This window comes from Halomonas sp. TH-94 (assembly GCF_057473365.1).
Map to the genome: position 1 here is coordinate 18,165 of NZ_JBYCKL010000013.1, position 22,125 is coordinate 40,289.

Annotated in this window: 24 protein-coding genes; 11 read left to right on the forward strand and 13 right to left on the reverse strand. The window is 60.7% G+C overall.

Annotated elements, in window-relative coordinates:
• Positions 1-44: 44 nt before the first annotated feature.
• Positions 45-638 carry a GNAT family N-acetyltransferase gene (locus AC2VNO_RS02420; protein WP_486932642.1) on the reverse strand — a complete coding sequence of 198 codons (594 nt, stop codon included), beginning with the start codon at positions 636-638 and terminating at the stop codon, positions 45-47.
• Positions 639-821: 183 nt separating this feature from the next.
• Between AC2VNO_RS02420 and AC2VNO_RS02425 the strand changes: the two genes are divergently transcribed.
• Positions 822-1,259: a hypothetical protein gene (locus tag AC2VNO_RS02425; protein ID WP_486932643.1), complete on the forward strand. Its 438-nt coding sequence runs from the start codon at positions 822-824 to the stop codon at positions 1,257-1,259.
• Positions 1,260-1,274: 15 nt separating this feature from the next.
• Here the strand turns inward: AC2VNO_RS02425 and AC2VNO_RS02430 are convergent, their stop codons facing one another.
• The 6 genes from AC2VNO_RS02430 to AC2VNO_RS02455 all read right to left on the reverse strand — a co-directional run bounded on the left by AC2VNO_RS02430 (position 1,275) and on the right by AC2VNO_RS02455 (position 6,811).
• The gene (locus AC2VNO_RS02430) at positions 1,275-2,192 is read right to left on the reverse strand and encodes an N-acetylmuramoyl-L-alanine amidase (RefSeq protein WP_486932644.1); all 918 of its coding nucleotides are present in this window, start codon (positions 2,190-2,192) and stop codon (positions 1,275-1,277) included.
• Positions 2,193-2,196: 4 nt separating this feature from the next.
• The gene (locus AC2VNO_RS02435) at positions 2,197-2,952 is read right to left on the reverse strand and encodes a DUF3307 domain-containing protein (protein ID WP_486932701.1); all 756 of its coding nucleotides are present in this window, start codon (positions 2,950-2,952) and stop codon (positions 2,197-2,199) included.
• The gene (locus tag AC2VNO_RS02440) at positions 2,952-3,590 is read right to left on the reverse strand and encodes a hypothetical protein (protein WP_486932645.1); all 639 of its coding nucleotides are present in this window, start codon (positions 3,588-3,590) and stop codon (positions 2,952-2,954) included. The genes AC2VNO_RS02435 and AC2VNO_RS02440 overlap by 1 nt, the downstream gene beginning before the upstream one ends.
• A 204-nt stretch (positions 3,591-3,794) precedes the next feature.
• Positions 3,795-4,976 carry a vWA domain-containing protein gene (locus AC2VNO_RS02445; RefSeq protein WP_486932646.1) on the reverse strand — a complete coding sequence of 394 codons (1,182 nt, stop codon included), beginning with the start codon at positions 4,974-4,976 and terminating at the stop codon, positions 3,795-3,797.
• 3 nt (positions 4,977-4,979) lie between these two features.
• Complete coding sequence (locus AC2VNO_RS02450; RefSeq protein WP_228577400.1) at positions 4,980-5,834, reverse strand: AAA family ATPase; 855 nt, start codon at positions 5,832-5,834, stop codon at positions 4,980-4,982.
• 95 nt (positions 5,835-5,929) lie between these two features.
• Positions 5,930-6,811, reverse strand: a complete 882-nt coding sequence (locus tag AC2VNO_RS02455; RefSeq protein WP_486932647.1) for an NAD(P)-dependent oxidoreductase — start codon at positions 6,809-6,811, stop codon at positions 5,930-5,932.
• A gap of 161 nt (positions 6,812-6,972) precedes the next feature.
• On the opposite strand from AC2VNO_RS02455, the gene AC2VNO_RS02460 reads away from it, so the two are divergent.
• The 4 genes from AC2VNO_RS02460 (at position 6,973) to AC2VNO_RS02475 (ending at position 9,336) form a co-directional block, all read left to right on the forward strand.
• Positions 6,973-7,452 (forward strand): SRPBCC family protein, encoded by a 480-nt coding sequence (locus AC2VNO_RS02460; protein WP_486932648.1) that lies wholly within the window; start codon positions 6,973-6,975, stop codon positions 7,450-7,452.
• Positions 7,453-7,469: 17 nt separating this feature from the next.
• A complete protein-coding gene (locus AC2VNO_RS02465) occupies positions 7,470-7,892 on the forward strand; it encodes a VOC family protein (protein WP_486932649.1) in 423 nt (140 codons plus the stop codon).
• Positions 7,893-8,015: 123 nt separating this feature from the next.
• Positions 8,016-8,726: a class I SAM-dependent methyltransferase gene (locus AC2VNO_RS02470; RefSeq protein ID WP_486932650.1), complete on the forward strand. Its 711-nt coding sequence runs from the start codon at positions 8,016-8,018 to the stop codon at positions 8,724-8,726.
• A gap of 55 nt (positions 8,727-8,781) precedes the next feature.
• On the forward strand, positions 8,782-9,336 hold the full coding sequence (locus AC2VNO_RS02475; protein ID WP_486932651.1) for a GNAT family N-acetyltransferase: 555 nt from the start codon (positions 8,782-8,784) through the stop codon (positions 9,334-9,336).
• A gap of 359 nt (positions 9,337-9,695) precedes the next feature.
• On the opposite strand, the gene AC2VNO_RS02480 is transcribed toward AC2VNO_RS02475, so the two are convergent.
• Positions 9,696-10,268 (reverse strand): hemerythrin domain-containing protein, encoded by a 573-nt coding sequence (locus AC2VNO_RS02480; RefSeq protein ID WP_486932652.1) that lies wholly within the window; start codon positions 10,266-10,268, stop codon positions 9,696-9,698.
• Between the two features lie 98 nt (positions 10,269-10,366).
• On the opposite strand from AC2VNO_RS02480, the gene AC2VNO_RS02485 reads away from it, so the two are divergent.
• The 4 genes from AC2VNO_RS02485 (at position 10,367) to AC2VNO_RS02500 (ending at position 12,508) form a co-directional block, all read left to right on the forward strand.
• Positions 10,367-10,966 carry a glutathione S-transferase family protein gene (locus AC2VNO_RS02485; protein ID WP_486932653.1) on the forward strand — a complete coding sequence of 200 codons (600 nt, stop codon included), beginning with the start codon at positions 10,367-10,369 and terminating at the stop codon, positions 10,964-10,966.
• A gap of 261 nt (positions 10,967-11,227) precedes the next feature.
• Entirely contained in the window at positions 11,228-11,650 is a 423-nt protein-coding gene (locus tag AC2VNO_RS02490; protein ID WP_228577412.1) for a heme-copper oxidase family protein, read from the forward strand.
• Positions 11,651-11,760: 110 nt separating this feature from the next.
• Positions 11,761-12,042 (forward strand): DUF503 domain-containing protein, encoded by a 282-nt coding sequence (locus AC2VNO_RS02495; RefSeq protein ID WP_486932654.1) that lies wholly within the window; start codon positions 11,761-11,763, stop codon positions 12,040-12,042.
• Positions 12,043-12,067: 25 nt separating this feature from the next.
• Entirely contained in the window at positions 12,068-12,508 is a 441-nt protein-coding gene (locus AC2VNO_RS02500) for a hypothetical protein (protein ID WP_486932655.1), read from the forward strand.
• A gap of 200 nt (positions 12,509-12,708) precedes the next feature.
• Here AC2VNO_RS02500 and AC2VNO_RS02505 read toward each other — a convergent pair whose 3' ends face one another.
• A complete protein-coding gene (locus AC2VNO_RS02505) occupies positions 12,709-12,939 on the reverse strand; it encodes a con-10 family general stress protein (RefSeq protein WP_486932656.1) in 231 nt (76 codons plus the stop codon).
• A gap of 374 nt (positions 12,940-13,313) precedes the next feature.
• Here AC2VNO_RS02505 and AC2VNO_RS02510 point away from each other — a divergent pair, with 374 nt between their 5' ends.
• A complete protein-coding gene (locus AC2VNO_RS02510; RefSeq protein ID WP_486932657.1) occupies positions 13,314-14,282 on the forward strand; it encodes a YbgA family protein in 969 nt (322 codons plus the stop codon).
• A gap of 14 nt (positions 14,283-14,296) precedes the next feature.
• Here AC2VNO_RS02510 and AC2VNO_RS02515 read toward each other — a convergent pair whose 3' ends face one another.
• Together AC2VNO_RS02515 and AC2VNO_RS02520 are read right to left on the reverse strand one after the other, a co-directional pair.
• Positions 14,297-16,072, reverse strand: coding sequence for an ABC transporter transmembrane domain-containing protein (locus AC2VNO_RS02515; RefSeq protein ID WP_486932658.1), 1,776 nt, complete (start codon positions 16,070-16,072; stop codon positions 14,297-14,299).
• A 103-nt stretch (positions 16,073-16,175) separates the two neighbouring features.
• A complete protein-coding gene (locus tag AC2VNO_RS02520; protein WP_486932659.1) occupies positions 16,176-18,650 on the reverse strand; it encodes a vitamin K epoxide reductase family protein in 2,475 nt (824 codons plus the stop codon).
• A 181-nt stretch (positions 18,651-18,831) separates the two neighbouring features.
• Here AC2VNO_RS02520 and AC2VNO_RS02525 point away from each other — a divergent pair, with 181 nt between their 5' ends.
• Entirely contained in the window at positions 18,832-19,557 is a 726-nt protein-coding gene (locus AC2VNO_RS02525) for a glutamine amidotransferase (protein ID WP_486932660.1), read from the forward strand.
• A gap of 12 nt (positions 19,558-19,569) precedes the next feature.
• Here the strand turns inward: AC2VNO_RS02525 and yejK are convergent, their stop codons facing one another.
• Together yejK and AC2VNO_RS02535 are read right to left on the reverse strand one after the other, a co-directional pair.
• Complete coding sequence (gene yejK, locus AC2VNO_RS02530; protein WP_486932661.1) at positions 19,570-20,586, reverse strand: nucleoid-associated protein YejK; 1,017 nt, start codon at positions 20,584-20,586, stop codon at positions 19,570-19,572.
• A gap of 141 nt (positions 20,587-20,727) precedes the next feature.
• On the reverse strand, positions 20,728-21,954 hold the full coding sequence (locus AC2VNO_RS02535; protein WP_486932662.1) for a GGDEF domain-containing protein: 1,227 nt from the start codon (positions 21,952-21,954) through the stop codon (positions 20,728-20,730).
• Positions 21,955-22,125: the final 171 nt, after the last annotated feature.

Below are 22,125 nucleotides of genomic sequence, written 5' to 3' on the forward strand. Positions count from 1 at the left end.
GCCAAACGCTGGTATGGCGTTTCCCGACGCCCCTCGTGTGGCAGTTATCTCAATGTCTTCAGCCAGAACACCATCGGCTTGTCGCTCTCCGCCGGCTCGCCGATGTCCTTCCAGCGAAAGGTGGTGGCAAGCTGGGGATGGCGCTCATAACCTTGGGAGCGCCAGAAACCGTGCAGCGGCACGTAGCCTTCGGGTTTCAGCGCATGGTCGTCTGGACGCTCAACGGCACAGAAGGCCACGGTGGAATAGCCATGCTTGGTAGCGTGAGCCTCACGCTTGGCAAGAAACGCCTTGCCGATACCGCGGCCGCGATAGCTCGGCAGCAGTACCGATTCGCCGTAATAGAACACGCTATCGATATCGAAGCCGGCTTCCTCGAAGGGAGCGCGGAATTCCGCCACATCTTCACTTAGCGGCATGCCCGTTGCGGCTCCCACAAGGGCATCGCCATCCTCAGCCAGTACGAACAGGCTGGCGGGGCATTCGGCATAGCGGCGCAGATAGCTGGCTTCGTACTCGAGGCTGCCGTCGTAGAGATAAGGAAAGTCTCGGAAGACGGTGATTCTCAGGTGGGCCAGCTCCTCGAGTCGCGGGGCGATGGCATTGCCCTGACAGGTGTGAAGTGCAATCTCGCTCATGGCCACTCCTTCATTTCTTCCATCCAGCTCGTGACTACCCGCGAGCGCATGGCTGCTTACGTGAGAAATGTAAACGTTCGTATCACTCTGCGCTGTGGTAATCTCCCGCCATTCTCCATGGCGGTGTGCGAGGCGACAATTGCTCGATACCGATACCTCTATCTTAACCGGAGCAACCTTTTCATGAGGACTCGATTCCGTCGTGCCCTGACAGGACTGGTGCTTGGTGTGTCCATCACCGCCCTGGTGGGCTGCGGTACCGTCTTTCACCCCGAACGCAAAGGCCAGATGAGCGGACGCATCGATCCGGCGGTGGCAATTGCCAATGGCGTGGGTCTGCTGTTCTTCATTTTACCGGGCGTTATCGCCTATGCCGTGGACTTCTCCAATGGCACGATCTATCTACCTGGCACCCAGGACCATGCCAGTGTCGACACCCTCTACCTGGAAGAGGGTATGGACGTTGCCACCCTCGAAAAGCTGCTCTCCGAGAAGACCGGCAAGCGGGTCCGTCTGGACAGTGAGCTGCTACGGGTCGAAGAGGTAGAAAGTCTCGACGAAGCTCTGGCGCTGGTGCGCATGGCCGGGATCAACGATCAGGAGCGATTGGCCACCCTGTAATCCCTTCACTGCTCGCTAGGTTGCCGGTTCGGTCGTCGCCTCCGCTAACCGTTCCATTTCATGGGGGCGGTACTTTTCCAGCAATGCCCAGAGAATGGCGGCAGACTCGGTGTCGGGGTTGCCGCGATAGTCGGCGGGCCGGAAGCGCATCTGGAAGGCACGCAGCACGGCACGTGTTTCACGATCCAGCTCGCCCGTTACCTGCTGCGGATACCCCCACGTCTTCAGCGCCTTCTGCAAGGTGGCGAGTGCCGGTGGCTGCATGTCGAATTGAGCCTGCCAGCGTGCCACGGCGTCTTCTTCCGGCCATACGCCGATACCGGCCTCATACAGCTCGCGCCAGGGAAAGCGAGGGCCGGGGTCGACTTTGCGTGAGGGTGCGATGTCGGAGTGGGCTACCACGTCGGTAGGGTGAATGCCGTGGCGCTCGATGATGTCTCGCGACAGCGCGATCAGCGCTTCTATCTGCCCCTGGGGATACGGTGCCCAGTCGATTTCCACCACCGCTTCAGCGTTGCGTTCCAGCAACCGCTCCACCTCGGCGTAAGGGCGGTCGGGACCGAGATTGACTATCTCGATGCCGATCGAAGTGTCGTTGATGTTGGTACGACTCTTCCAGGCGCTGGCACCGGCATGCCAGGCCCGGCGCTCCTCGTCGACCAGTTGGTAGACCCGCGGCGAACCGTGGTGGTCCTGCGGTGGCAGTGGCAGCACGTAATGGGCGCTTACGTGGGGGCCGGTAAGCACGGCCAGCGATTCGGCCTCGTCGATATCGGTGTAGTGAATCACCAGGTGGCGTACCCGGCTATTGTGCGATGGGGCCGGGTATGAGCGATCTACCACATAGCCCTGGCGCCGCTCCAGCGGTTCCGGAGCGGCACAGCCGGCCAGCACGAGAGCAAGGGTGAGTGCGACGATGAACGGATGCCACATTGAATCAATATCCCAACAGCAGTCGTAGAATCAGACCCAGCACCATGGCGGTCGAGACGCTGAGCAGGGTGCCCATCAGCACGTATTCGGTCAGCTTGCGATCCTGTGCGCCCCGTAGTTCACCGAAACGCAGCACCGACTTGGCGGCCAGCAGGAAGCCGATGGCGGTCAACTGATCGAACAGCACCAGGGTCAGTACCAGAATTCGTTCGGCCATGCCGATGCGCGCCCCGGCAGCAATCAGCGTTCCGGGATTGTCGATCTGGGCGCTCCAGCGCTGAATGATCAAGGCAATGACGATGGATAATGGCCGGCTCACGATCAGATAGGCAACGAGGATGCCGAGCACCGACGGTGTGAAAGACCTCTCCCAGAATTCAATCAGCGGCTGCCAGGTACCCAGCCAGGCCAGCCAGATGCCCAGCAGCACCAGTAGATGCAGCATCTGGTCGAGCATGAACCAGCGCAGCCTGGCCGGTGACAGGTAGGATTTTCCCAGATCGATCAGCGCATGGCTCACCGCCACGGCAGCCGCAGCGAGAAGCACCAGCATCCATGACGGCGGGGTGGGATGGGTGAGCGCGGCCGCCCCCAGCACCAGGAAGGCCAGTACGCCGTGTATCGAGGCGTGCAGGTAGAGCTGGGGGGAGTGCACCTTGTCCACGAACCGGGCTTCGACCCAGTGCCTCGGCTGCAGCACGAAGTCGCCAATCAGATGGACCAGCACCAGTCCCAGCAATAGCGAGAGGTCTACGTTCATCACGGATCATCCTTGAGCCGCTGTTCGACATGGCTCAGATAGGCTTCGAGCAGCGGCCAGCGGGCGGCCCTCAGGCGCTTGTGTATGCTGGGCTGGCTGATGCCGAGTCGTTTGGCCAGCGCCTGCTGAGATTCCGAGTACCACAGGCAGAGATAAACGGCTTCGGCAGAATAGCGCGACCAGCCGTCGATCAGGTTGTCGACAAAGCGTGACAGCAGGGTCAAGCATTCGCTCTCGCCTTGCTCGCCCAGGCTCAGACGCAGGTGTTCGGTACCATCGCTCATGGTGTCCAGGGCTTGACCGGAGCGCACGAAGACCTCGCCACTGGACTCGGTCACCTTGTGCTGGGGTTGCCAGCTGCTTTCGCCGATAGCTACCGCGATACGCGCGTCCCAGCGCTGGTGCTCCTCTGAATGGCGAATCAGTGAGGCGCGCAGCAGCACTGCGACGAGCGGTGCCTTGGAGGGGTCGGGCAGGGCAATCTGGAACCCGTCGCCACGGTAACGCTCGCCTTGGCCACCAAAGCGTTCGCTGAGCGCCTCGAGTGCATTGTCGAGCACCGAGAAGAGTCGCTGCGGGTCGTTGGCCTTGCGGGATTCGACAAGGTCGCCCGTGAGTACGGCAATACGCTGCGCCATTGGCCTGTTCTGCAAGAGGGTATGGGAAGAATAATAGCCCCGTAGGGTTATTATTCAAGAAAATAACCAGAAAGGGCTATGCAAGCCGCTCTCTGCCACTACCGCACTGAGCGAGGTCACCTTTGATACTGTTTATATGTACAGTATAGGGAGCCGTAAAGCCCTGGGCAAGTCCATCGCTACCAGAAAAAGCGTTACCGTTGGCTACCTTCGCGCCAGCTCGCGCATGGCATTTTCCAGTCCTGTCAGGGTCATGGGATACATACGGTCATCGATCAACTGGCGAATCAACTGGGTCGAGTGAGTGTATTCCCAAGCACGTGGGGGCATGGGGTTGAGCCAGGCCAGGCGAGGGAATTTGTCGACCAGACGCTTGAGCCATACGGCACCGGCCTCTTCGTTGAAGTGCTCCACGCTGCCGCCGGGATGCGTCACTTCATAGGGCGACATGGCGGCATCGCCGACGATCACCACCTGATAATCGCTGCCGTAGGTGTGCAGGACATCCATAGTGGGCATGCGCTCGCTGGTACGCCGGTGATTGTTGCGCCAGACACCTTCATACAAGCAGTTGTGGAAATAGTAGTGTTCCAGGTGCTTGAACTCGGAGCGAGCGGCGGAGAACAACTCCTCGCAGACGCGAATGTGATCGTCCATGGAACCGCCTACATCGAGGAACAGCAACACCTTTACCGCATTGTGGCGCTCCGGTCGCATGCGCACGTTGAGCAGGCCGGCATCCCGGGCGGTATCGCGGATGGTGGAATCGACGTCGAACTCCTCGGCCGCCCCCTGGCGGGCGAACTTGCGTAGCCGACGCAGCGCCATCTTGATGTTGCGCGTACCCAGCTCGAGCGAATCGTCGTAGTCGCGGAAACGGCGCTCGTCCCACACCTTCACCGCCCGACGGTGGCGCGAACCCACCTGGCCGATTCGAATGCCCTCAGGATTGTAACCGTAAGCGCCGAAGGGGCTGGTTCCGCCGGTGCCAATCCACTTGTTGCCGCCGGCGTGGCGCTCCTTTTGCTCCTCGAGGCGCTGCTTGAAGGTCTCGATCAGCTTCTCCAGTCCGCCCAGCGATTCGATCTGGGCTTTCTCCTCGTCGCTCAGTTGCTTCTCGAATTCGCGGCGCAGCCAGTCGTCGGGAATCAGTGCCTCGATGGCGGCTTCGAGGTTTTCCAGCCCATCGAACCAGGCGGCAAAGGCGCGATCGAAGCGGTCGAAGTGGCGTTCGTCCTTCACCATCACGGTTCGAGCCACTTGATAAAACGCCTCCATATCGGCGAATACCACGCCGCGATCGACCACCGCGTGGAGGTCGAGCAGTTCACGCAGCGACACCGGCACGCCGGCGCGCTTGAGCGTTTCGAACAGGCCGATGAACATGGCTCAGCGCCTCTGGTTGCCTTGGCGGCGCAGCATGAACGCCAACCTTTCCAGTAGATGGGTATCCTGCTCGTTCTTGACCAGCGCACCGGCCAGCGGTGGAATCGCCTTCACCGGGTCACGCTGATAGAGCGCTTCCCGCGCCAGCTCATCGGCCATCAACAGCTTGAGCCAATCGACCAGCTCCGAGGTGGAAGGCTTCTTCTTCAATCCCGGCGCTTGGCGCAGGTCGAAGAATACTTCCAGTGCCTCGCCCACCAGCTTCGGTGCGATGTCGGGGAAATGGACGTCGACGATGGCCTGCATGGTTTCGCGGTCGGGAAACTCGATGTAATGGAAAAAGCAGCGGCGCAGAAAGGCGTCGGGAAGCTCCTTCTCGTTATTGGAAGTGATCACGATGATCGGCCGGTGCCTGGCGGAGACGGTCTCGCCGGTCTCGTAGACGTGGAATTCCATGCGATCCAGCTCCTGGAGCAGGTCGTTGGGGAATTCGATGTCGGCCTTGTCGATCTCGTCGATCAAGAGCACCACCCGCTCGTCGGCGGTGAAGGCTTCCCACAGCTTGCCGGGCTTGATGTAGTTTTCGACGTTCTCCACACCCTCGACGCCTAGCTGGGAGTCGCGCAGGCGGCTCACCGCGTCATATTCGTAGAGCCCCTGGGCGGCCTTGGTAGTGGACTTGATGTGCCAGGTAATGAGCCTGGTATCCAGCGAGCGGGCCAGCTCCTCGGCCAGCAGGGTTTTGCCGGTGCCAGGTTCGCCCTTGATCAGAAGCGGTCGTTGCAGCGTCACGGCGGCATTTACCGCCTGCTTCAAGGCATCGGTAGCCACATAGGAAGAGGTTGAATCGAAAGCCATGGGGTGCCTCGGCAATAGCTCGTGAAGGGGATAATCAAACGAGTGTACGGAAGGGCGGGGCGAGGAACAAATGCCCCCGAGCCTCGCTTCTGCCGTCATGTCCGATGGCGGTAGGTTTCCACCAGCGTCGCCGGGTCATGCTCGGCATGGCCGTGACTGGCGTGGGCACGTATCAGCTGGGCGGCCAGGCCGCTCATCGGGGTGGCACTCCCGGCGCGCTGACTTTGGGCCAGTGCCATGTCGAGATCCTTGAGCAGAGTTCGCAAATGCCAGGCCGGGTTATCGAATTCGCTTGCCGCCATGCGCGGTGTGAGGATCTGAAAGGGCTTGGAGTCGGCAAAGCCGCCCGCCAGCGCTTCGGTCAAGCGCGAGGCATCCACACCGCTGGCTTCGGCCAGGGCTACCATCTCGGCAATGGCTGCGGCCTGACAGCCGACGATCATCTGGTTGCATACCTTGGTGACCTGGCCGGCACCCACCGGCCCCATGTGGGTGACACGCGCCGAGAGCGGCGCGAGCAGGGGGCGCACTGTCTCGACGTCTGCTTCACCGCCGCCGCACATGATCGCCAGGGTGCCGGACTCGGCTCCCATCACGCCACCGGATACCGGTGCATCCACCCAGTGCATGCCGCAGATCTTCATCAGGCGCTCGGCAAACTCCCGCGTTGCGGCTGGATCGCTGCTCGAGAGATCGATCAAGCACTGCCCCTGACGGCCGTGGGCCGCCACGCCATCCTCGCCGAATACGATATCTTCCACCACGTCGGTGTTGGCCAGGCAAAGCATCACCATATCGACACTCTGCACCAGTTGGGCAATGGAAGGGGCCATTCGAGCGCCTGCCTCGTGAAGAGGGCGACATTTCTCCCGGGTACGGTTCCACACGGTGACTTCAAAGCCTGCGTCCAGCAGGCGGCGGGTCATGGGGTCGCCCATCAGGCCGATGCCGATGAAGCCGAGGCGAGGGATTGTCATGTCGTGTCTCCGGTGAGCGAGTGGGAAGAAATTCTAGGCTGCGTGCGAAGCACTTTCCATTCACTGAGAGGAACGTCCAGCGGCGATACAAGCCGGGAAAGTACGGCCAAGGTGCCTGTGCATGGCTACGCTTCATTTCAGGACGAAAAACGGAGCCTGTCATGCCATCGCCAAACGACTCGACAGTACACGAGATCGACCTGACCCAGGCGCAGAAACGCGCCTTTCAGCTCTTCACCGAACGGCTAGCTGACTGGTGGCCTGCGGAATACACCTGGTCGCAGTCGGCGTTGGACACCATCGGCATCGAGCCGCGGCAGGGTGGCCGCTGTACCGAGGTGGGGCCTCACGGCTTCCAGGTGGACTGGGGCCGGGTCCTGGTCTGGGAGCCGCCGGGTCGCTTGCTCATTACCTGGCAGATCGGCCCCAACCGAGTGCCCCAGCCCGATCCTGCGCAAGCAAGCACGGTGGAAGTTCGTTTCCACGAGAACGGGCCAAGTGCTACTCGCTTAATACTGAAACATAGTGACTTGCGAAACCACGGCGATGGGGCCGAGGAGTATCGTGACGCCATGGGCTCCGAATACGGCTGGCCCTATATCCTGGAGTGTTATCGAAAACTGGCCATGAGCCAGCCCTAGAAGGGGAGGGTCTCGATATGTCGAGTATCGCCAAGAACACACGAGCCACGGTGATTCCATGCCTTCGCTACCGTGATGCACCCGCAGCCATCGAATGGCTGTGCGAAGTCTTCGGCTTCGAGAAGCAGTTAGTCGCTGCCAACGAGGATGGGAGCATTGCCCACGCCCAACTGACATTCGGCAATGGCATGATCATGCTGGCATCGGCCACTGACAGTGAGTTCGGCCGCCTGATGAAGCAGCCGGACGAAACCGGCGGTGCCGAAACGCAGTGCGCCTACCTCATCGTCTCGGACGCCGATCTCGTCTACGAGCGTGCCAAAGCGGCAGGTGCCCAGATAGTTATCGAGATCAAGGACGAGGATTACGGCGGCCGAGGCTTTAGTTGCCGTGACCTTGAGGGGCATCTTTGGAACCTCGGTACCTACGATCCCTGGTAGCTTTTGCGCCAGAACCCATGTGCGTAATGCATACAGGACAGGTGCTAATAAATGCCCTTGCCAGACTCTGAGTATGGGAGATGCGGTACTCTGCAGCAAAGATTCTCAAAGACGGAGAAGCAGATGAACCAAGAAGAAATAAAAGCCCTATTTGATCAGCAGGCTGCAAGCTACGATACCCAGTGGGCGAAGACTGCACCGATTCGAAACTGCCTACATCTGCTTCTTGGGTCGATGTTCGCTGAACTGCCCGCAGATGCAAAGGTGCTATGCGTCGGGGTAGGAACGGGGGATGAGCTTCTCTATCTTGCCTCTGAGCATCCTGGGTGGAGCTTTACTGCTGTAGAGCCATCCGGCGCCATGCTTGATATCTGTCGGCAAAGAACAGATAAAGTGGGCGTTGCGTCTCGCTGTACTTTTCACGAGGGCTACCTCGGCTCACTCTCCGTTATAGAGCCGCACGATGCTGCGACCTGCTTCCTGGTGTCCCAGTTCATCTTGGATGAGGGCGAGCGCTCAAGATTTTTCAGTGAAATTGCAGATAGACTCAAGCCGGGTGGGATTCTCGCCAGCTCCGATTTGGCGTCGGATGTGGAGTCACTGGAATATGAAGTATTGCTCCACGCCTGGATGAACATGATGTCCGCGGCAGATGTCTCACCGGAAGCGGTGGAGCGGATGCGCCAAGCCTACGCCAATGATGTTGGCGTTCTTCCTCCGGCTAAGGTTGCCTCTATCGTTGAATCAGGAGGCTTTGAGCTTCCTGTGCAGTTTTTTCAGGCTGGATTGATTCATGCTTGGCTAGCAAGGCGAGCGCACAACAAGGTCGCTTGACCAGACAGTACTTGCCATCAGTCTTTGACTGCTGGGTTAGATGTCGGAGGAAAGAGTGGAAATTCGAATTGACAATCTAGAGGGGCCTGAGGTCATCGCGCTGCTCCGGGAGCATCTCGGCTCAATGGAGCACACCGCACCGGCAGAAAGCCGTCATGCACTGGATTTGAGCGGCCTGCGTAGCCCCGACATTACCTTCTGGAGCATCTGGGACGGTTCGGAGCTGGCAGGATTTGGTGCTCTCAAGCACATGACGGACTCTCATGCTGAAATCAAGTCGATGCGTACTGCCGCCGCCCATCAGCGCAAGGGCGTTGCCTCGAACTTGTTGCGGCACATCATCCAAGAGGCGACCGGCCGAGGCTATTCGAGGCTGAGCCTGGAAACGGGCTCGATGGAATTTTTCCAGGCTGCACGTCGCTTATATACTTCCTTCGGCTTCACCCCCTGTCCGCCTTTCGGAAGCTATCAGCCAGACCCAAACAGCGTATTCATGACGCTGGAAATCAAAGGGTTGGCAGCTGGTCATTCGCTCAACGGGGGCAGAGGTCAGAATAGTGATACGCCATGCGACGGAGCAGGACCTGCCGAGACTTGCGGAAATCTATAATGCCCTTACTCGTGTATGAGGGAAGGGATAATTCGGCGGACCCATCAAGGCCTATCGGAGGCGACTATGGTCGGTGCTAATAGCAATTGGCGGATCGTGCTTTTCTGTTGCTTGCCCTGGCTCTTGCTGGGTTGCTCCCAGCGCGGCATGTACGACAGTCTAAAACACAGCAATGCCCTTGAGTGTCATCAAGTGCCGTCCAGCCAGAGAGAGGAGTGTTTCGAAAGACTTCCACCGGACTATGACACTTACCGCCATCAGCGCGATGCGGTGGTGGGCGAATGAGCGCTATGCGACGTTGAATCAAAGCCCCGATGCCTTAGCGAACCCGGCACCGGGGCGAAGCGAAGGTGCGACGATCAGCCGGTCATTCTACCGCTGAGCTTGTCGCGCAGGCGGTCGACCATCCCTACGCCTGGTCCCACTGTCTTGTGGAACAGTTCGGAGTGAGGGGCGCTGGGGTGGGGGCGGGTCGGTGCGATCTGCTTGGCTTTTTCTACCTTTCTTCCCAGCTCGACGAGATCTTCGTGAGAGATACGCTGGCGTAGCTGGGGAAACTGGTCGTCTTCCTCGTCCTTGGCGTGGTGACGCAGCAGCTCGTCCAGCTTATGCACGCGATCCATGAAGGCCGGCTCGGCGGCGTCGGCATCTTCCAGTTGCTTCATCACCTGCACGATTTCGTCATGTTCCTTCTTGTCGTGCTCGGATTCCTCCTCCCCACCGGGTATACGTTTCTCCATGACCGGGTAGAGGTGCATCTCCTCGGCGACAGCGTGACGCACCACTTCTGCAATCAGCGTGTCGGTAAGGTCGCGGCGCTGCTCGGCGTCCGGCGCACTCTTGATCTGTTCGAGCAGCGCTTCCATTTCGCGGTGATCGCGAGTGAGAATATCGACGACATCATGTTCGGATACACTGTCATGTTGATTCATGAGACTCCCTCCATTGAGTCGTTGCGCCCTTTGCAACAGGCCATCTCAACATAGACCCGAGTTGGCGTCTGAGCCAGACCCCAAAAAATGAGGCAGACATGTTCAAGCTCTACGGCGATCGCCAGTCCGGGAACTGCTACAAGGTGCAGTTGTTGATGAGCCACTTGGATATCGACCACGAGTGGGTCGATATCGACATTCTTGCCGGCGATACGCAAACAGCGGCGTTCCGGGACAAGAATCGCAACGGCAAGATTCCCCTGCTGGAGCTGCCTTCGGGCGGGTATCTGTCCGAGTCCAACGCCATTCTCGACTATCTTGCTCATGGAACTGCCTATCTGCCCAGCGAACCGCTGGCGATGGCGCAGGTGTTGAGCTGGCAATTCTTCGAACAATATAGCCACGAGCCCTATATCGCCGTTGCGCGTTTCATTGCCCGTTACCTAGGCTTGCCCGAGGAGCATCGTGCCGAATACGAAGCCAAGCAGGCGGGTGGCCATAAGGCTCTTGCGGTAATGGAAGAAACGCTGGCGACTTCGCCCTATCTCGTCGGCGAGGAGCCCACCGTGGCGGACATAGCCCTGTATGCCTATACCCATGTGGCAGACGAAGGCGGTTTCTCTCTCGCTGGCTATCCTGCCGTGCAGGCTTGGCTCGCCAGGGTGGCTGCTCATCCACGACATGTTCCAATGGGGTAGAAGAATTCGTGACGCAGCCCAATCAAAGCTAGTACCCATGTGTCCGATTTGGTGCCATAAAGAAAAGGCGTACCCATGGTACGTGGTTGCGCCGTTCCAGCATTGGCAGCGCAGCCTGTCACTACCCTGACAATAACGATACCAACCCATCGACGGCAGGCGGTCTGCGCTGTCCTGTCCTCATGGAGACTCAACATACTCCATCGAGGCCATGGCCGAACCGAAGTTGCCTGCTGAGCACGGGTTCGTGGGAGAACGACAATGGCCGGTGCAATGGCAGACAAGAAAATGGCCCTTATGTGGCTGAAAATCGCGGTGGTATATCTCCTGGTTGGCGTCATCTACGGCATCGTGATGGCTGCCAGTCATCAATATGTCTTCCGAAGCGTGCATGCACATATCAACCTGCTGGGTTGGGCTAGCCTTGCCCTGGCCGGTCTGATGTATCACTTGTATCCGGCTGCCGCGCGCAGCCTTCTCGGGAGACTTCACTTCTATTTGCACAACGGAGGCCTCCCGGTGCTGTTGGTATGCCTGCACTTCTACGCGGGCGGCATGCGGCAACTCGAGCCAGTGGTGGCATTGGCCTCGGTGATCGTTGGCTTGGGCATCCTGGCGTTTGCGGTAAACGTGATGATGAACATGAAGGTGGCGTTGCCGATGGGCAACGTCGATAGCGCCTGAAGCGCCAGGGCTTCCGGTTGAAAGAGGGCTGCCTGAGCCTAATCTGAATGGGTGAACCCGCATCGCTATACTGGCCCAGGCAGCCATCCACCGACAGGAACCTTAGTCTCATGTACATGGCCGTATTGACAATCGAGGTGTCCCTGCCGGGCTGCGGGTCGCTAAAGGAGAAGCGCCAGCGGATGGGCGGGGTTCACGAACGCTTCGGTCGCAATCCGGCGGTCGCGGTGTGCGAGAGCGGGCAACGAGATCGTCTGGAAGCGAGTGAGTGGACCTTCGTCGTGACGGGCAACGAACGCCAGAAAGTGGAGTCGTTGTGTAGCGAGATCGAGGACAAGGTACAGCGCACGGTGGATGGCCGGGTAATGAACGTCGCTCGCGATATGCTGTAAAGCCAAAACAGCGAAGGCGAGGTGAGTGGAATATCATGGCCTGCTGTTTTTGCAGCGCATCAAAATGCAGCGACTAGACGCTTTGTTGGGCTTTGATGGTGCACGATGGGGTGTACTGCGGGGCATGGCACAAAGCCTGCTTGGCTGTTTTTCTTGCAGGTCTTTGTTATTAAATGATTTTATTTTTTTTGGCGCGGCTATCGCATTGTATTTGGCAACGCAGCAGAATCGAGAGTCACTAACCGATCAACGCTTAGGAAGGCTGCAGTTCCACTACCTTCTTGAGCAACGTCGCCAACGGCTGAGAAACAGCAGGCGATATACCGATGTGAGCTGGCGTGCTCCACCTGACCCCCTTCGGGGGGTCTTTTTTATTTCCGTAAGGTTGATCCGTTTACCTTCTCAGAACAATGCGACCTTGGTCGGGAATACCCCTGGTGGCTGCATGAACTACGCATGCGTGTGAGCTAGCCCCCAGGGCCCGACGGAAATGGCGTCACTGAAAAGTCGACGTCACGAGCAGAGCTGTCAGAGCGAACCCTGACAGCTCTTGTCTTTCGACTGTCTCCCGATCGCATGTGCCTTCCCTGGCGCCGGCTCAAGCCGCATTCCGCGCGACGCAACCATCATGTCAGCCGACCATGCGATCGAGCGGCATCTGTGGCCTTAACTCTTGCCGCCCTTGTTGCCGCCCTTGCGGCCAGCCTCGGAGGCTTTCTGCGGATCGTTGGCAAAGTTGCCGCCGCTGTTCCGGCCACCCTTTTGACCGGCTTCAGAGGCACGCTGCGGGTCGTTGGCGAAGTTGCCGCTGCTTTGCTTGCCGCCTTTCTGCCCGGCTTCGGCAGCCTTCTTGGGGTCGTTGGCAAAATTGCCCGGATTCTGGTTTTGCTGTGCCATGTCAAAACTCCTTCTTTCGTATTGCTTGTCAATTGCTTACAAGCAGTGTCGTATTTCCATTTACCCGTTGTCCGGCATGGCGTCTGCCGGCACGTTTAACCTAGGTATTGGTCAGTCTTCCATCAAGGGGAATAGGGTTTTCTAATGCTAAGAATGGTTATCGTTTCTAAGGAAGGATGTCTCGTGGATAATCCAATATAACGGCATGTATAAGCGCTTCGTTTCAACCCTCTGATTTTCCGTTGGTGCACTTTTGCTGCGATGACGAGCGGGCAAACAAGGGGCGAAATTAGCGGCATGAGTGCGAAGGACAGGCGCTTGCTCACCGGCGCACATGAGGCGAGGATGTGTCAGGTAACGGGAAGGAGCCGATCTTGGTTGACACCACATCATCGAATGCCATTCCGGTGGGTATCAGCGCCTGCCTGATGGGAGAGCAGGTGCGCTACAACGGCGGCCACAAGCGCTCTCGCTACTGCCTGGAGGTGCTGCAGGAGTGTTTCGCCTTCGAGCGGTTCTGCCCTGAACTCGAGGCTGGGTTGGGTGTGCCGAGAGAACCGATTCGACTCGTCGGCGCCCCCGGCGAACCACCGCGGGTCAAGGGAACCGTAGACCCCGAGCTCGACGTCACTGAGCGCTTGAGAGAGGTGGCTGAAGCGTTCGTGACACGCCACCGCCATCTGCGTGGCTTCATACTCATGAAGGGGTCGCCGAGCTGTGGGCTCGAGCGGGTCAAGGTCTACCACGAGAACGGCATGCCAAGTCATGCCGACTCCGGCCTTTTCGTGCAGGTCCTACGCGAGCACTTCCCCGAGCTGCCGCTGGAAGAGGAGGCGCGCATGAACGACGCCGTGCTGCGCGAGAACTTCATCACGCGTGTGTTCGCCTTCGATGACTGGAAGCGCAACGTCGAAGGCGCCGTCGGGTTTCATGCCTTGATCCAATTCCACAGCCGTCAGAAATACCTGTTGATGGCCCACCACGTCGAAGCCTACCGTGAACTGGGCCGCTACCTGGGCAGCGACGCCCATGCCTTGCCGCTGGAAGTGGTCAAGACTTCCTACCTGCGGCGTTTCATGGCCGCGCTGTCGCGTCCGGCCACCCGCAAGACGCACACCAATGCGCTGATGCATGTCATGGGCTATCTCAAGCAGGAGCTGGATAGCGAGGTCAAGCAGGACCTGCTGCAAGCGATAGAAGAGTACCGCCTGGGGCACGTGCACCTGGCGGTACCAGTGAGACTGCTAAACCATTACATGAAGCGCCACGGCTCGGACTATATCCGCCAGCAGACCTACCTGGACCCGCATCCCTACGAGCTTGGGCTGCGAAACGCTATCTGAGCCGACATGTCCGTCTAAAGCACGGGATGGTGTCGGCCGAACTGAAGCTCCGCCAGGTGGCGGTAGAGAGGGCTCTTTTCGAGCAGCTCGGCGTGGCGGCCGGCGGCAACGAGCTTCCCTTCATCGAACACCAGCAGGCGGTCGGCGGCGGTCACCGTGGCCAGGCGATGGGCGATGACCAGACTGGTACGCCCGGCCATGAGCCGGTCCAGCGCTTGTTGTACCAGGCGCTCGCTTTCGGCGTCGAGCGCGCTGGTGGCCTCGTCGAGCAGCAGCACACTAGGATCCTTGAGCAGCGCACGGGCGATCGCCAGGCGCTGGCGTTGACCGCCGGAGAGCTGGACGCCGCCGGGCCCGAGCTCGGTATCGAAGCCGGCTGGCAAGGCCTCGACGAAGGCGAGGGCATTGGCGTCCCGGGCGGCAGCGCGAAGCTCCTCCGGCGTGGCGTCTGGCTTGCCGTAGCGCAGATTGTCCGCCACCGTGCCGGTGAAAAGCACCGGCTCCTGCGACACCAGGCCCATGCCTGCGCGCAGCGCCTTCGGATCGAACTCGCGCAGATCGATGCCGTCCAGTGTGACACGGCCCCGGTCGGGGTCGTGAAAGCGCAGCAGCAGCGCGAACAGCGTGCTCTTGCCGGCACCTGAAGGGCCCACCAACGCTACGCGCTCCCCGGATCGAATCTGCAGATCGAGCGTATCCAGGGCCGGGATCTCCCGCCCCGGATAGGCGAAGCTGACCCCTTCAAGGCCGATTTCGCCGCGCAGCGGTGCAGGCAGGGGCGCCGGTTCGGCCGGTGGAGAAATGGCCGGCTCGGCATCGAGCAGCTCGAGCAGGCGTTCGGCAGCGCCGGCAGCACGCTGCACGTCACCGGCCACTTCGGCCAGAGTTGCCACGGCCCCGGCCGCCAGTACCGCATAAAAGACGAAGGCGGAAAGCTCGCCGGCACTTATCTCGCCGGCCAGAACCGCCTGGCCACCTTGCCATAGCATGAGGCCCACGGCGGCGAACACCGCCAGCATGGCGACACCTGTCAGCCAGGCTCGTTGCCGCGTGCGCACCACGGCGGTAGCGAAGGCCTGTTCGGCTCGCTCGCCGTAGTCCCGCCGGTCGAGCGCCTCGTGGGAGAACGCTTGCACGGTACGAATGCCATCCAGGGCCTCGCTGGCGTAGCGCCCCAGTTCGGCCACCTTGTCCTGGCTGTGGCGGGAAAGTCGCCGGACACGTCTGCCGAACCAAACGATGGGCAGCAGTGTGGCAGGGATACCGATCAGTACCAGCGCCGAAAGCCATGGCTGCGTTACCAGCATCAGGGCTACCGTGCCAAGCAGCATGACGAGGTTGCGTAGCGCCAACGAGATCGAGGAGCCGAACAGCGTCTGCAGCACGCTGGTATCGGCCGTCAGCCGCGAGGCAATCTCGGCAGCGCCACGGTCGCGCCGGGTGGCGCTCTCGAAGTAGGCAGGCTCGAGCTCGAGCAGGTGGTCGAATACCTGACGTCTCAGGTCGGCAGCCAGGCGCTCGCCGATCCAGCTCACCTGGTAGTAGCGTAGCGCCGAGGCAGCCGCCAGCACGCTCACCACCCCGAGCATGGCGGCCAAGGTCTGGTTGAGTTGGGTGGCGTCGGCGGCCAGGAAGCCGCGATCGATCACTACGCGCAACCCCTGGCCCAGCAGCAGTACACTGCTGGAGGCCACCAGCAGGGCCAGGGCGGCGATGGCAAGGCGGCCGCGATAAGGGGCGAGTAGCGCCAGCAGGCGTAACAGTACCCGGGGGTCGGGGCGGGTGGTCATGGTTGAGGCATCACTCAAGGCAGGCATGGGAACACGATATCAGCGCTGCGTCATGAGCGCATGAACCAGCCGGGGCTCCCCAAGGGCGCGCCCCGGCAATCCATCATGCCAGTAGCCGGCTCCAACTGCCGTATTCACCGTGGATCGGCCCGCGACGCAGGCTCAGCGCAATCACTGCCACACCGCATACCAGGCTATTGATCATGGCGGCCGTACCGGCTCCGTAGAGGAACGGGATGAGCAGGAGAATGACGGCCAGCGGTATCATCAGCCAGCGCACCGGGCGTGCCGATTCAGCCATGGCGATGACACCCATGGTAATGATCAGCGCCCCTACCAGATGATCCCAGTTGGCCAGGGTGCCCTCGGCGCCGAAGGTGACTCGGGTAAGCATCAGCCAGGCGCCGATCACGATGCACAACGCCAGGTTCCAGGGCAGATTGACACCGGTGCCCAGTGCATCGCGGACGATAGTCATGGGTTTGCGCTGGAAATTCTCGTCCGGCGACTCGCTGGGGCCTTCGTCGGTGTCGCCGGTGAAGAAGATCTTGAGCACGGGGGCACCGACCTTGTGGCGCCGTTTGAGGAATTCGCCGGTGGCGACGAATTCATTGAAGGCATAGGCGATCTGCAGCAGCATCGCACCGGCCTGAATCAGGCACAGCGTGCACCAGGTGCCGATCAGGATCGGTTGGATGATGATGAACGTCACCGATACCACGCCGAGCGGTACGATCAGGACGCCGAACGAGGCCACCACCCAGGGCATGGTGCGCCAGCGGTTGGCCGCGCCCATCAAGCCGAGCATGATCTCGAGCATGTAGACCATGCCACCCAGACCGGCATCGGGCACCGGCCACGCTTCCGAGGCCTCCGAAGTGATGATGTCCTCGGTGCCGTTGAGGCCTTCCCGCGTGCCGGCGAAGAAGGGGTCCCATACCGCATCGATGTGGCCGAGCTGATAGGCGGCGAGGTAGCGCGAGACGAAGAAGCCGACGAAGGCGAGCGCGATGATCGGCATGCGCTGAAACCAGCTTGAAGGGTTATTGTTCCAGCCCGGCGGCGTGGTGGGGCCGGTCATCGCCGCTGCAGGCGAGATACCGGGGGCGGGACGCACTACCGCGGCGAAGCCGATGGCCAAGGTCCCGATGAGTGTGCCGTTGAGGTAGGCCGCAGCACTATCGCTCCAGAACACCAGCGGGGCGAACAGCACCCATAGGCCGATCGCGGCGCACACCCAGCGCGCCCAGATTAGCTTCATCGACAGCGAAAGCGCGCCGAACAGAGCGAGCAAGAGGCCCGAGGCCATATCGCTGTAGGCCAAGGCGCCGTCATAGCCCAGCGTGGCGGGGGAGACCACCAGCCAGGCGCCGAGCGCAATGTTGAAGAAGTGCGCCCACAGGAAGCGATAGTGTTCGCGCTGGGTATGATCCTGATGGTCTTCCAGCACGCGCTCCGCATTCACCCCCTTCTCTTCGGCTTCCTCGATCCAGTCCGGCGGGGTGATACCGTTGGCCTCGTACCACTCGTGGGGGTCGCTGAGCAGGTGGTCGACCATGGCTTCCAGGGTATCGAAGACCTCATGGCGTGGCGCCCAGCCGAGCTGCTCCCGAGCTCGCCGGATGTCGAGCTCGTAGTGATCGTCGGCCATGTCGATCATGAAAGGCCGGATGAAGGGCTTTTCACCCTTGTCGAAGTCGTCCGGCACCAGCGGTTCGCTTTTTTCCTCCAGTAGCGCACCGGTTTTGGCCAGCGCCTTGGGCATGACCACGGTTTTCCATTTCTTCTTGCCGTGAATCAGTTCGCCCAGGCGGTTCTGCAGCGCTTCATAGCTGACGGCGTGCTCCTCGCCGATGAGAATTTCGTTCTTCTCGGGCAGTTCGCCACGCCGGTCGATGGTGCGACGGAATGCATCTATCATGTCCTCCTTGTGGACACAGGCCTGGCCGGCGTTGGTGTTGCCCGAGTAAAAGTGACTCTTGAAGGTGTGCTCGTAGATGCGCGCAATCTGGTGCGCCAGGGTGGGTACGCTGGTCTTTTCGTCATACATCCCGGCTAGCCGAAGCAGCGTGTAGGGCATGCTGGCATGCTCGCGAATCACCTCCTCGGTACGCGCCTTGGACTTGGGGTAGGCCCATGTCGGGCCGATAGGCGTCTGCTCGTCGATTCGATGCCCCGGCACCTGGGGTTCGTGCACGAGCATGGTGCTGGAGTAGATGAAGCGCTCCACGTTCATCTCCGCAAGCGCTTCGAGCAGGTTCTGCGTGCCCTGCTCGTTGACCTTTTCATAGAGCGGCGACTCTTCGCCGGTGAAGTCGAAATAGGCGGCAAGATGAACGACCGCGGCGATATCGCGCCCGTGCCGCTCGGCGATCTTCTCCATCGTCTGCTTGATGGAGTCGGCATCGGTGAGGTCGAACTCGTAGCTCTCGTCGGCCTCTTCCCCCGCGCTTCTGTCCAGCCCGATGATGAAGTAATCGTTCTTGAGGCTGTGGGACAGTGCCGTGCCGACTCCGCCCGATGCCCCCGTGATCACGACCAGCGGTTTCTCCTGGTTTGCCACTTCCTTGTCCTGCATGACCGGGCTCCCTTGTCACGACTCCATTGAAGCGCTTCGCGCTCCTGCACATTCAAGCTAGTCCGCTTTTCGGCATCACGGCAACCGCACGGGTTCCTTCCACCATGCTCGATTGGCTATGCTGCCAGGGTGGTTTCTTTCGCTTGCAGGCCGTCAGTACAGGAAAAGGAGTTTCTTGCGCATGAAGAGTGTCGTTGCCATCCGTCACGTCGCCTTCGAGGATCTGGGTATCTTCGAACCGATTCTCGAGGAGTTCGGCTATCGGATCCGCTATCTCGACCCGGGCCTGCTGGGGCCGGATGCGCTGGAAGCGCTGGATGTCGACAGCCCCGAGCTGATGGTGATACTTGGGGGGCCGATCGGGGCCAACGACGATGCGCTCTATCCCTTCCTCGGCGCTGAACTCGATGCCATTCGTCACCGGCTCGATTCGGGGCGCCCGCTGCTAGGCATCTGTCTGGGGGCGCAGCTCATCGCTCGTGCCATGGGGGGGCGGGTCTTCCCCATGCCGGAGAAGGAGATCGGCTTTGCCGACGTCTACCTGACTCGTGAAGGGCAGGAAGGGCCGCTGCGGCACATCGGCAATCCCGATCTTGTCCTGCACTGGCACGGCGACATGTTCGAAACCCCACCCGGCGCTACGCGGCTGGCGTACAGCCACCCCTGTTCCCATCAGGCCTTTTCGGTCGGTGCTCGGGTGTTGGGCCTGCAGTTTCATCTCGAAGTGGATCCGGCCCGGATCGAGCCCTGGTTGATCGGCCATGCTGCCGAGCTTGCCGAGGCAGAGGTCGATCCGGTCGAGCTACGCGAACAGGCGCTGCGCCATGGTGCGGATCTTACCCGCCGCGGCCAGCAGGTCTTTCGTGAATGGCTGACCAATGCCGAGGCCGCTTTCGGTATCGAGTAGCTGGAGTGAAGGTTACTCCTTGCGCTGTTTCAACTGCTCCCTGAGCTGCTTCGGGACCTGCTTGATGATCAGCCGGTCCTGGCTCTCGTCGTACTCGATGCTCGAACCGAGCAGATGCGAGTCGAAGCTGATCGAGACGCCACCGGCACGACCGGTAAAGCGACGAAACTGCCTGAGCGTGCGCTTGTCCGGCGGAATTTCGGGCGAGAGGCCGTAATCTGCGTTGCGGATGTGGTCGTAGAACGCTTTGGGCTGCTGCTCATCGAGCAGCTCGGAGAGCTCTTCGAGGGTGATCGGCTCACCGCGGCTGGCCTGTTCGTTGGCGTAGTCGATGAGAACCTCGGTTTTTTCCCGGCTCTGCTCTTCACCGATGTCCTCCTGCTCCACGTAATCGCTGAAGGCCTTGAGCAGGGTACGGGTCTCGCCGGTGGCGTCGATGCCCTCGGCAGCACCCAGCAGGGCAGCGAGGTCTTCCGAGAGCTTCCTGCCACCGCGGTCGTGAATCCAGGAGACGTAATGGCGCGAGGCTTCACCGCTACGCCACTGCGTGAGGTTGATGCGCAGGCCCAGGCTCATGCGTGCCAGGTTGAGCTGGGCGGCAGGCACCACCTTGAGGGCATTATCGATGCCGAAACCCTCACGCTGATGCAGAAGAGCGAGCCCCAGGTAGTGAGTCTCCCCCTGGCGGTAGTCGATACACAGCAGGTGACCGGAAGTTGAGAGGTGGGCATCGACCAGCGTCAGCAAGCGCTCGGCGACGCTCCGGCTGAAGGCAACGAAATCGAGCCGGCCGTCCAGATAATCGGCCAGCCCAGCGGCGAAGGTGGGGGTCGAGTCGGTCTCGTCGGCCTCTTGCGTGAGGAAATGACCCCAAGCCTTGGTCTTGGCATGGTAAGCATCGTTGAAGCCCGACAGCAGCTCTTCCAGCAGTGCCGATGCGCCCAGTTCAGCGTTTGCCGCTCTCAGGCTTGCCGGCTGCTCGCCGCTGGCCTTGTCGATGTCGTGAACGATGCAGTGCTGTATCGGCATGGCCGTCTCCGCCTTCAGGGGCGCTATATCGAGCGCTGGGTGAGCTGTGGCAAGAGGCGAATCATACCGGGGCCGCCGCCGAGTTCAACCCACGGCTTCGTAGGGCACATGCGAGGTTGAGCAACGGCCTGATTGCGCCGCTCATGCTCTGGCGGTCATGGCGGAGGGAGCCTCTTCTGCGACGACCACGCAGTTTCGCCCGCGGGACTTGCCGACGTAGAGCGCCTCGTCGGCCCGCTGGAGAGCCGGTTCGAGTCTCATTTCCCCCGGGGCAACCCGGCTGATGCCCACCGTTACCGAGAGCCGATGGCCAGCAGGGAGCATTGGCAGCTGCAGCGAACTCACCTTGTGGCGCAGGCGCTCGGCAATGTCCAGTGCGGTTTCGGGATCGGCCTGAGGAAGAGCGATGACGAACTCCTCGCCGCCATAGCGTCCGATGAGGTCCGTCTCGCGCAGCACCGAGGCGCAGCAGGAAGCTACGGTCGTCAGTACCAGGTCGCCAACGGCATGACCGTGATGATCGTTGAGCATCTTGAACAGGTCGATGTCGACCATGCAGAGGGACAGCGGCGTGAGCTCCCGGTCGGCGCGAAGGACCTCGCGCTCCGCCAGTTCGAAGAAATGTCGCCTGTTGGCAATGCCGGTCAACGGGTCGGTACTGGCCATGTGGCGCAGCTGAGCCTCCAGCAACCGTCGCTCCTCGATCTCGCTCTGCAGCTTGCGATTGACATCCCGCTCATCCATCAGCAGGGCGAACTGCTTGCGCTGCAGCCGGTTCAACCGGCTGTAGGTAAGCCAGCCCATCAGGTTGGAGAAAAGCAGGATGATCAAGGTGCTGGCAAGCATTCCGGGAGGCAGGGACTTCCATAGCAGCGATACCATGACGAAGCCGAACGACAGGTAGCCGGTCCAGGCGAGGATCCACGGCAATCGGTTGGGTAGCAGCAGGTAGATGGTAAGGCTCGATACCACGATGATGGAAACATGCAAGCCGATACTGCCGGGATGAAAGTAGATCGTCACCAACAGGCCGGTGATGGTCGTAAAGCATACCAGGTTGAGAGGTAGCGGCTGATGGGCCTGGGCGGGGTGCCGGCCGATGAAGCGTGCCAATGCCAGGCAGCAGAGCGTCACGAAAGTACGAATGGCCGCCAGGATCACGAACTCGCTATCCTCGCCAAGCAGAGCGTAGTCCGCCACGATGAACATCAGGAAAACGGCAGCGACCAGCCACAACACATAGCGTAGTTGGTGTGCGTCCTGTAGCCGCATGGTGCGGCGATAAAGCGCTTCCAGCGCGGCGTCGTCGAATTCGGCGCGCCAATTGAGCGAAGCCCCCTCCCTGGCCTCGTTCTTGCCAGCAGCCATTTGCAGTTCCCTTGTGATGAGTCGCCAGGAGCGGCGGGCGGTGGTTCACCCGTGTTCTAGGTATTCTCGATTCCTGCTCATCCAATCAGTACGTCGCGTACTCCTTTTGCCGTGCGCGCTGTCGCAAACGCGCGTGACTTGAAGAATGGTCAAGAAAGTTGGGAAGCGCCA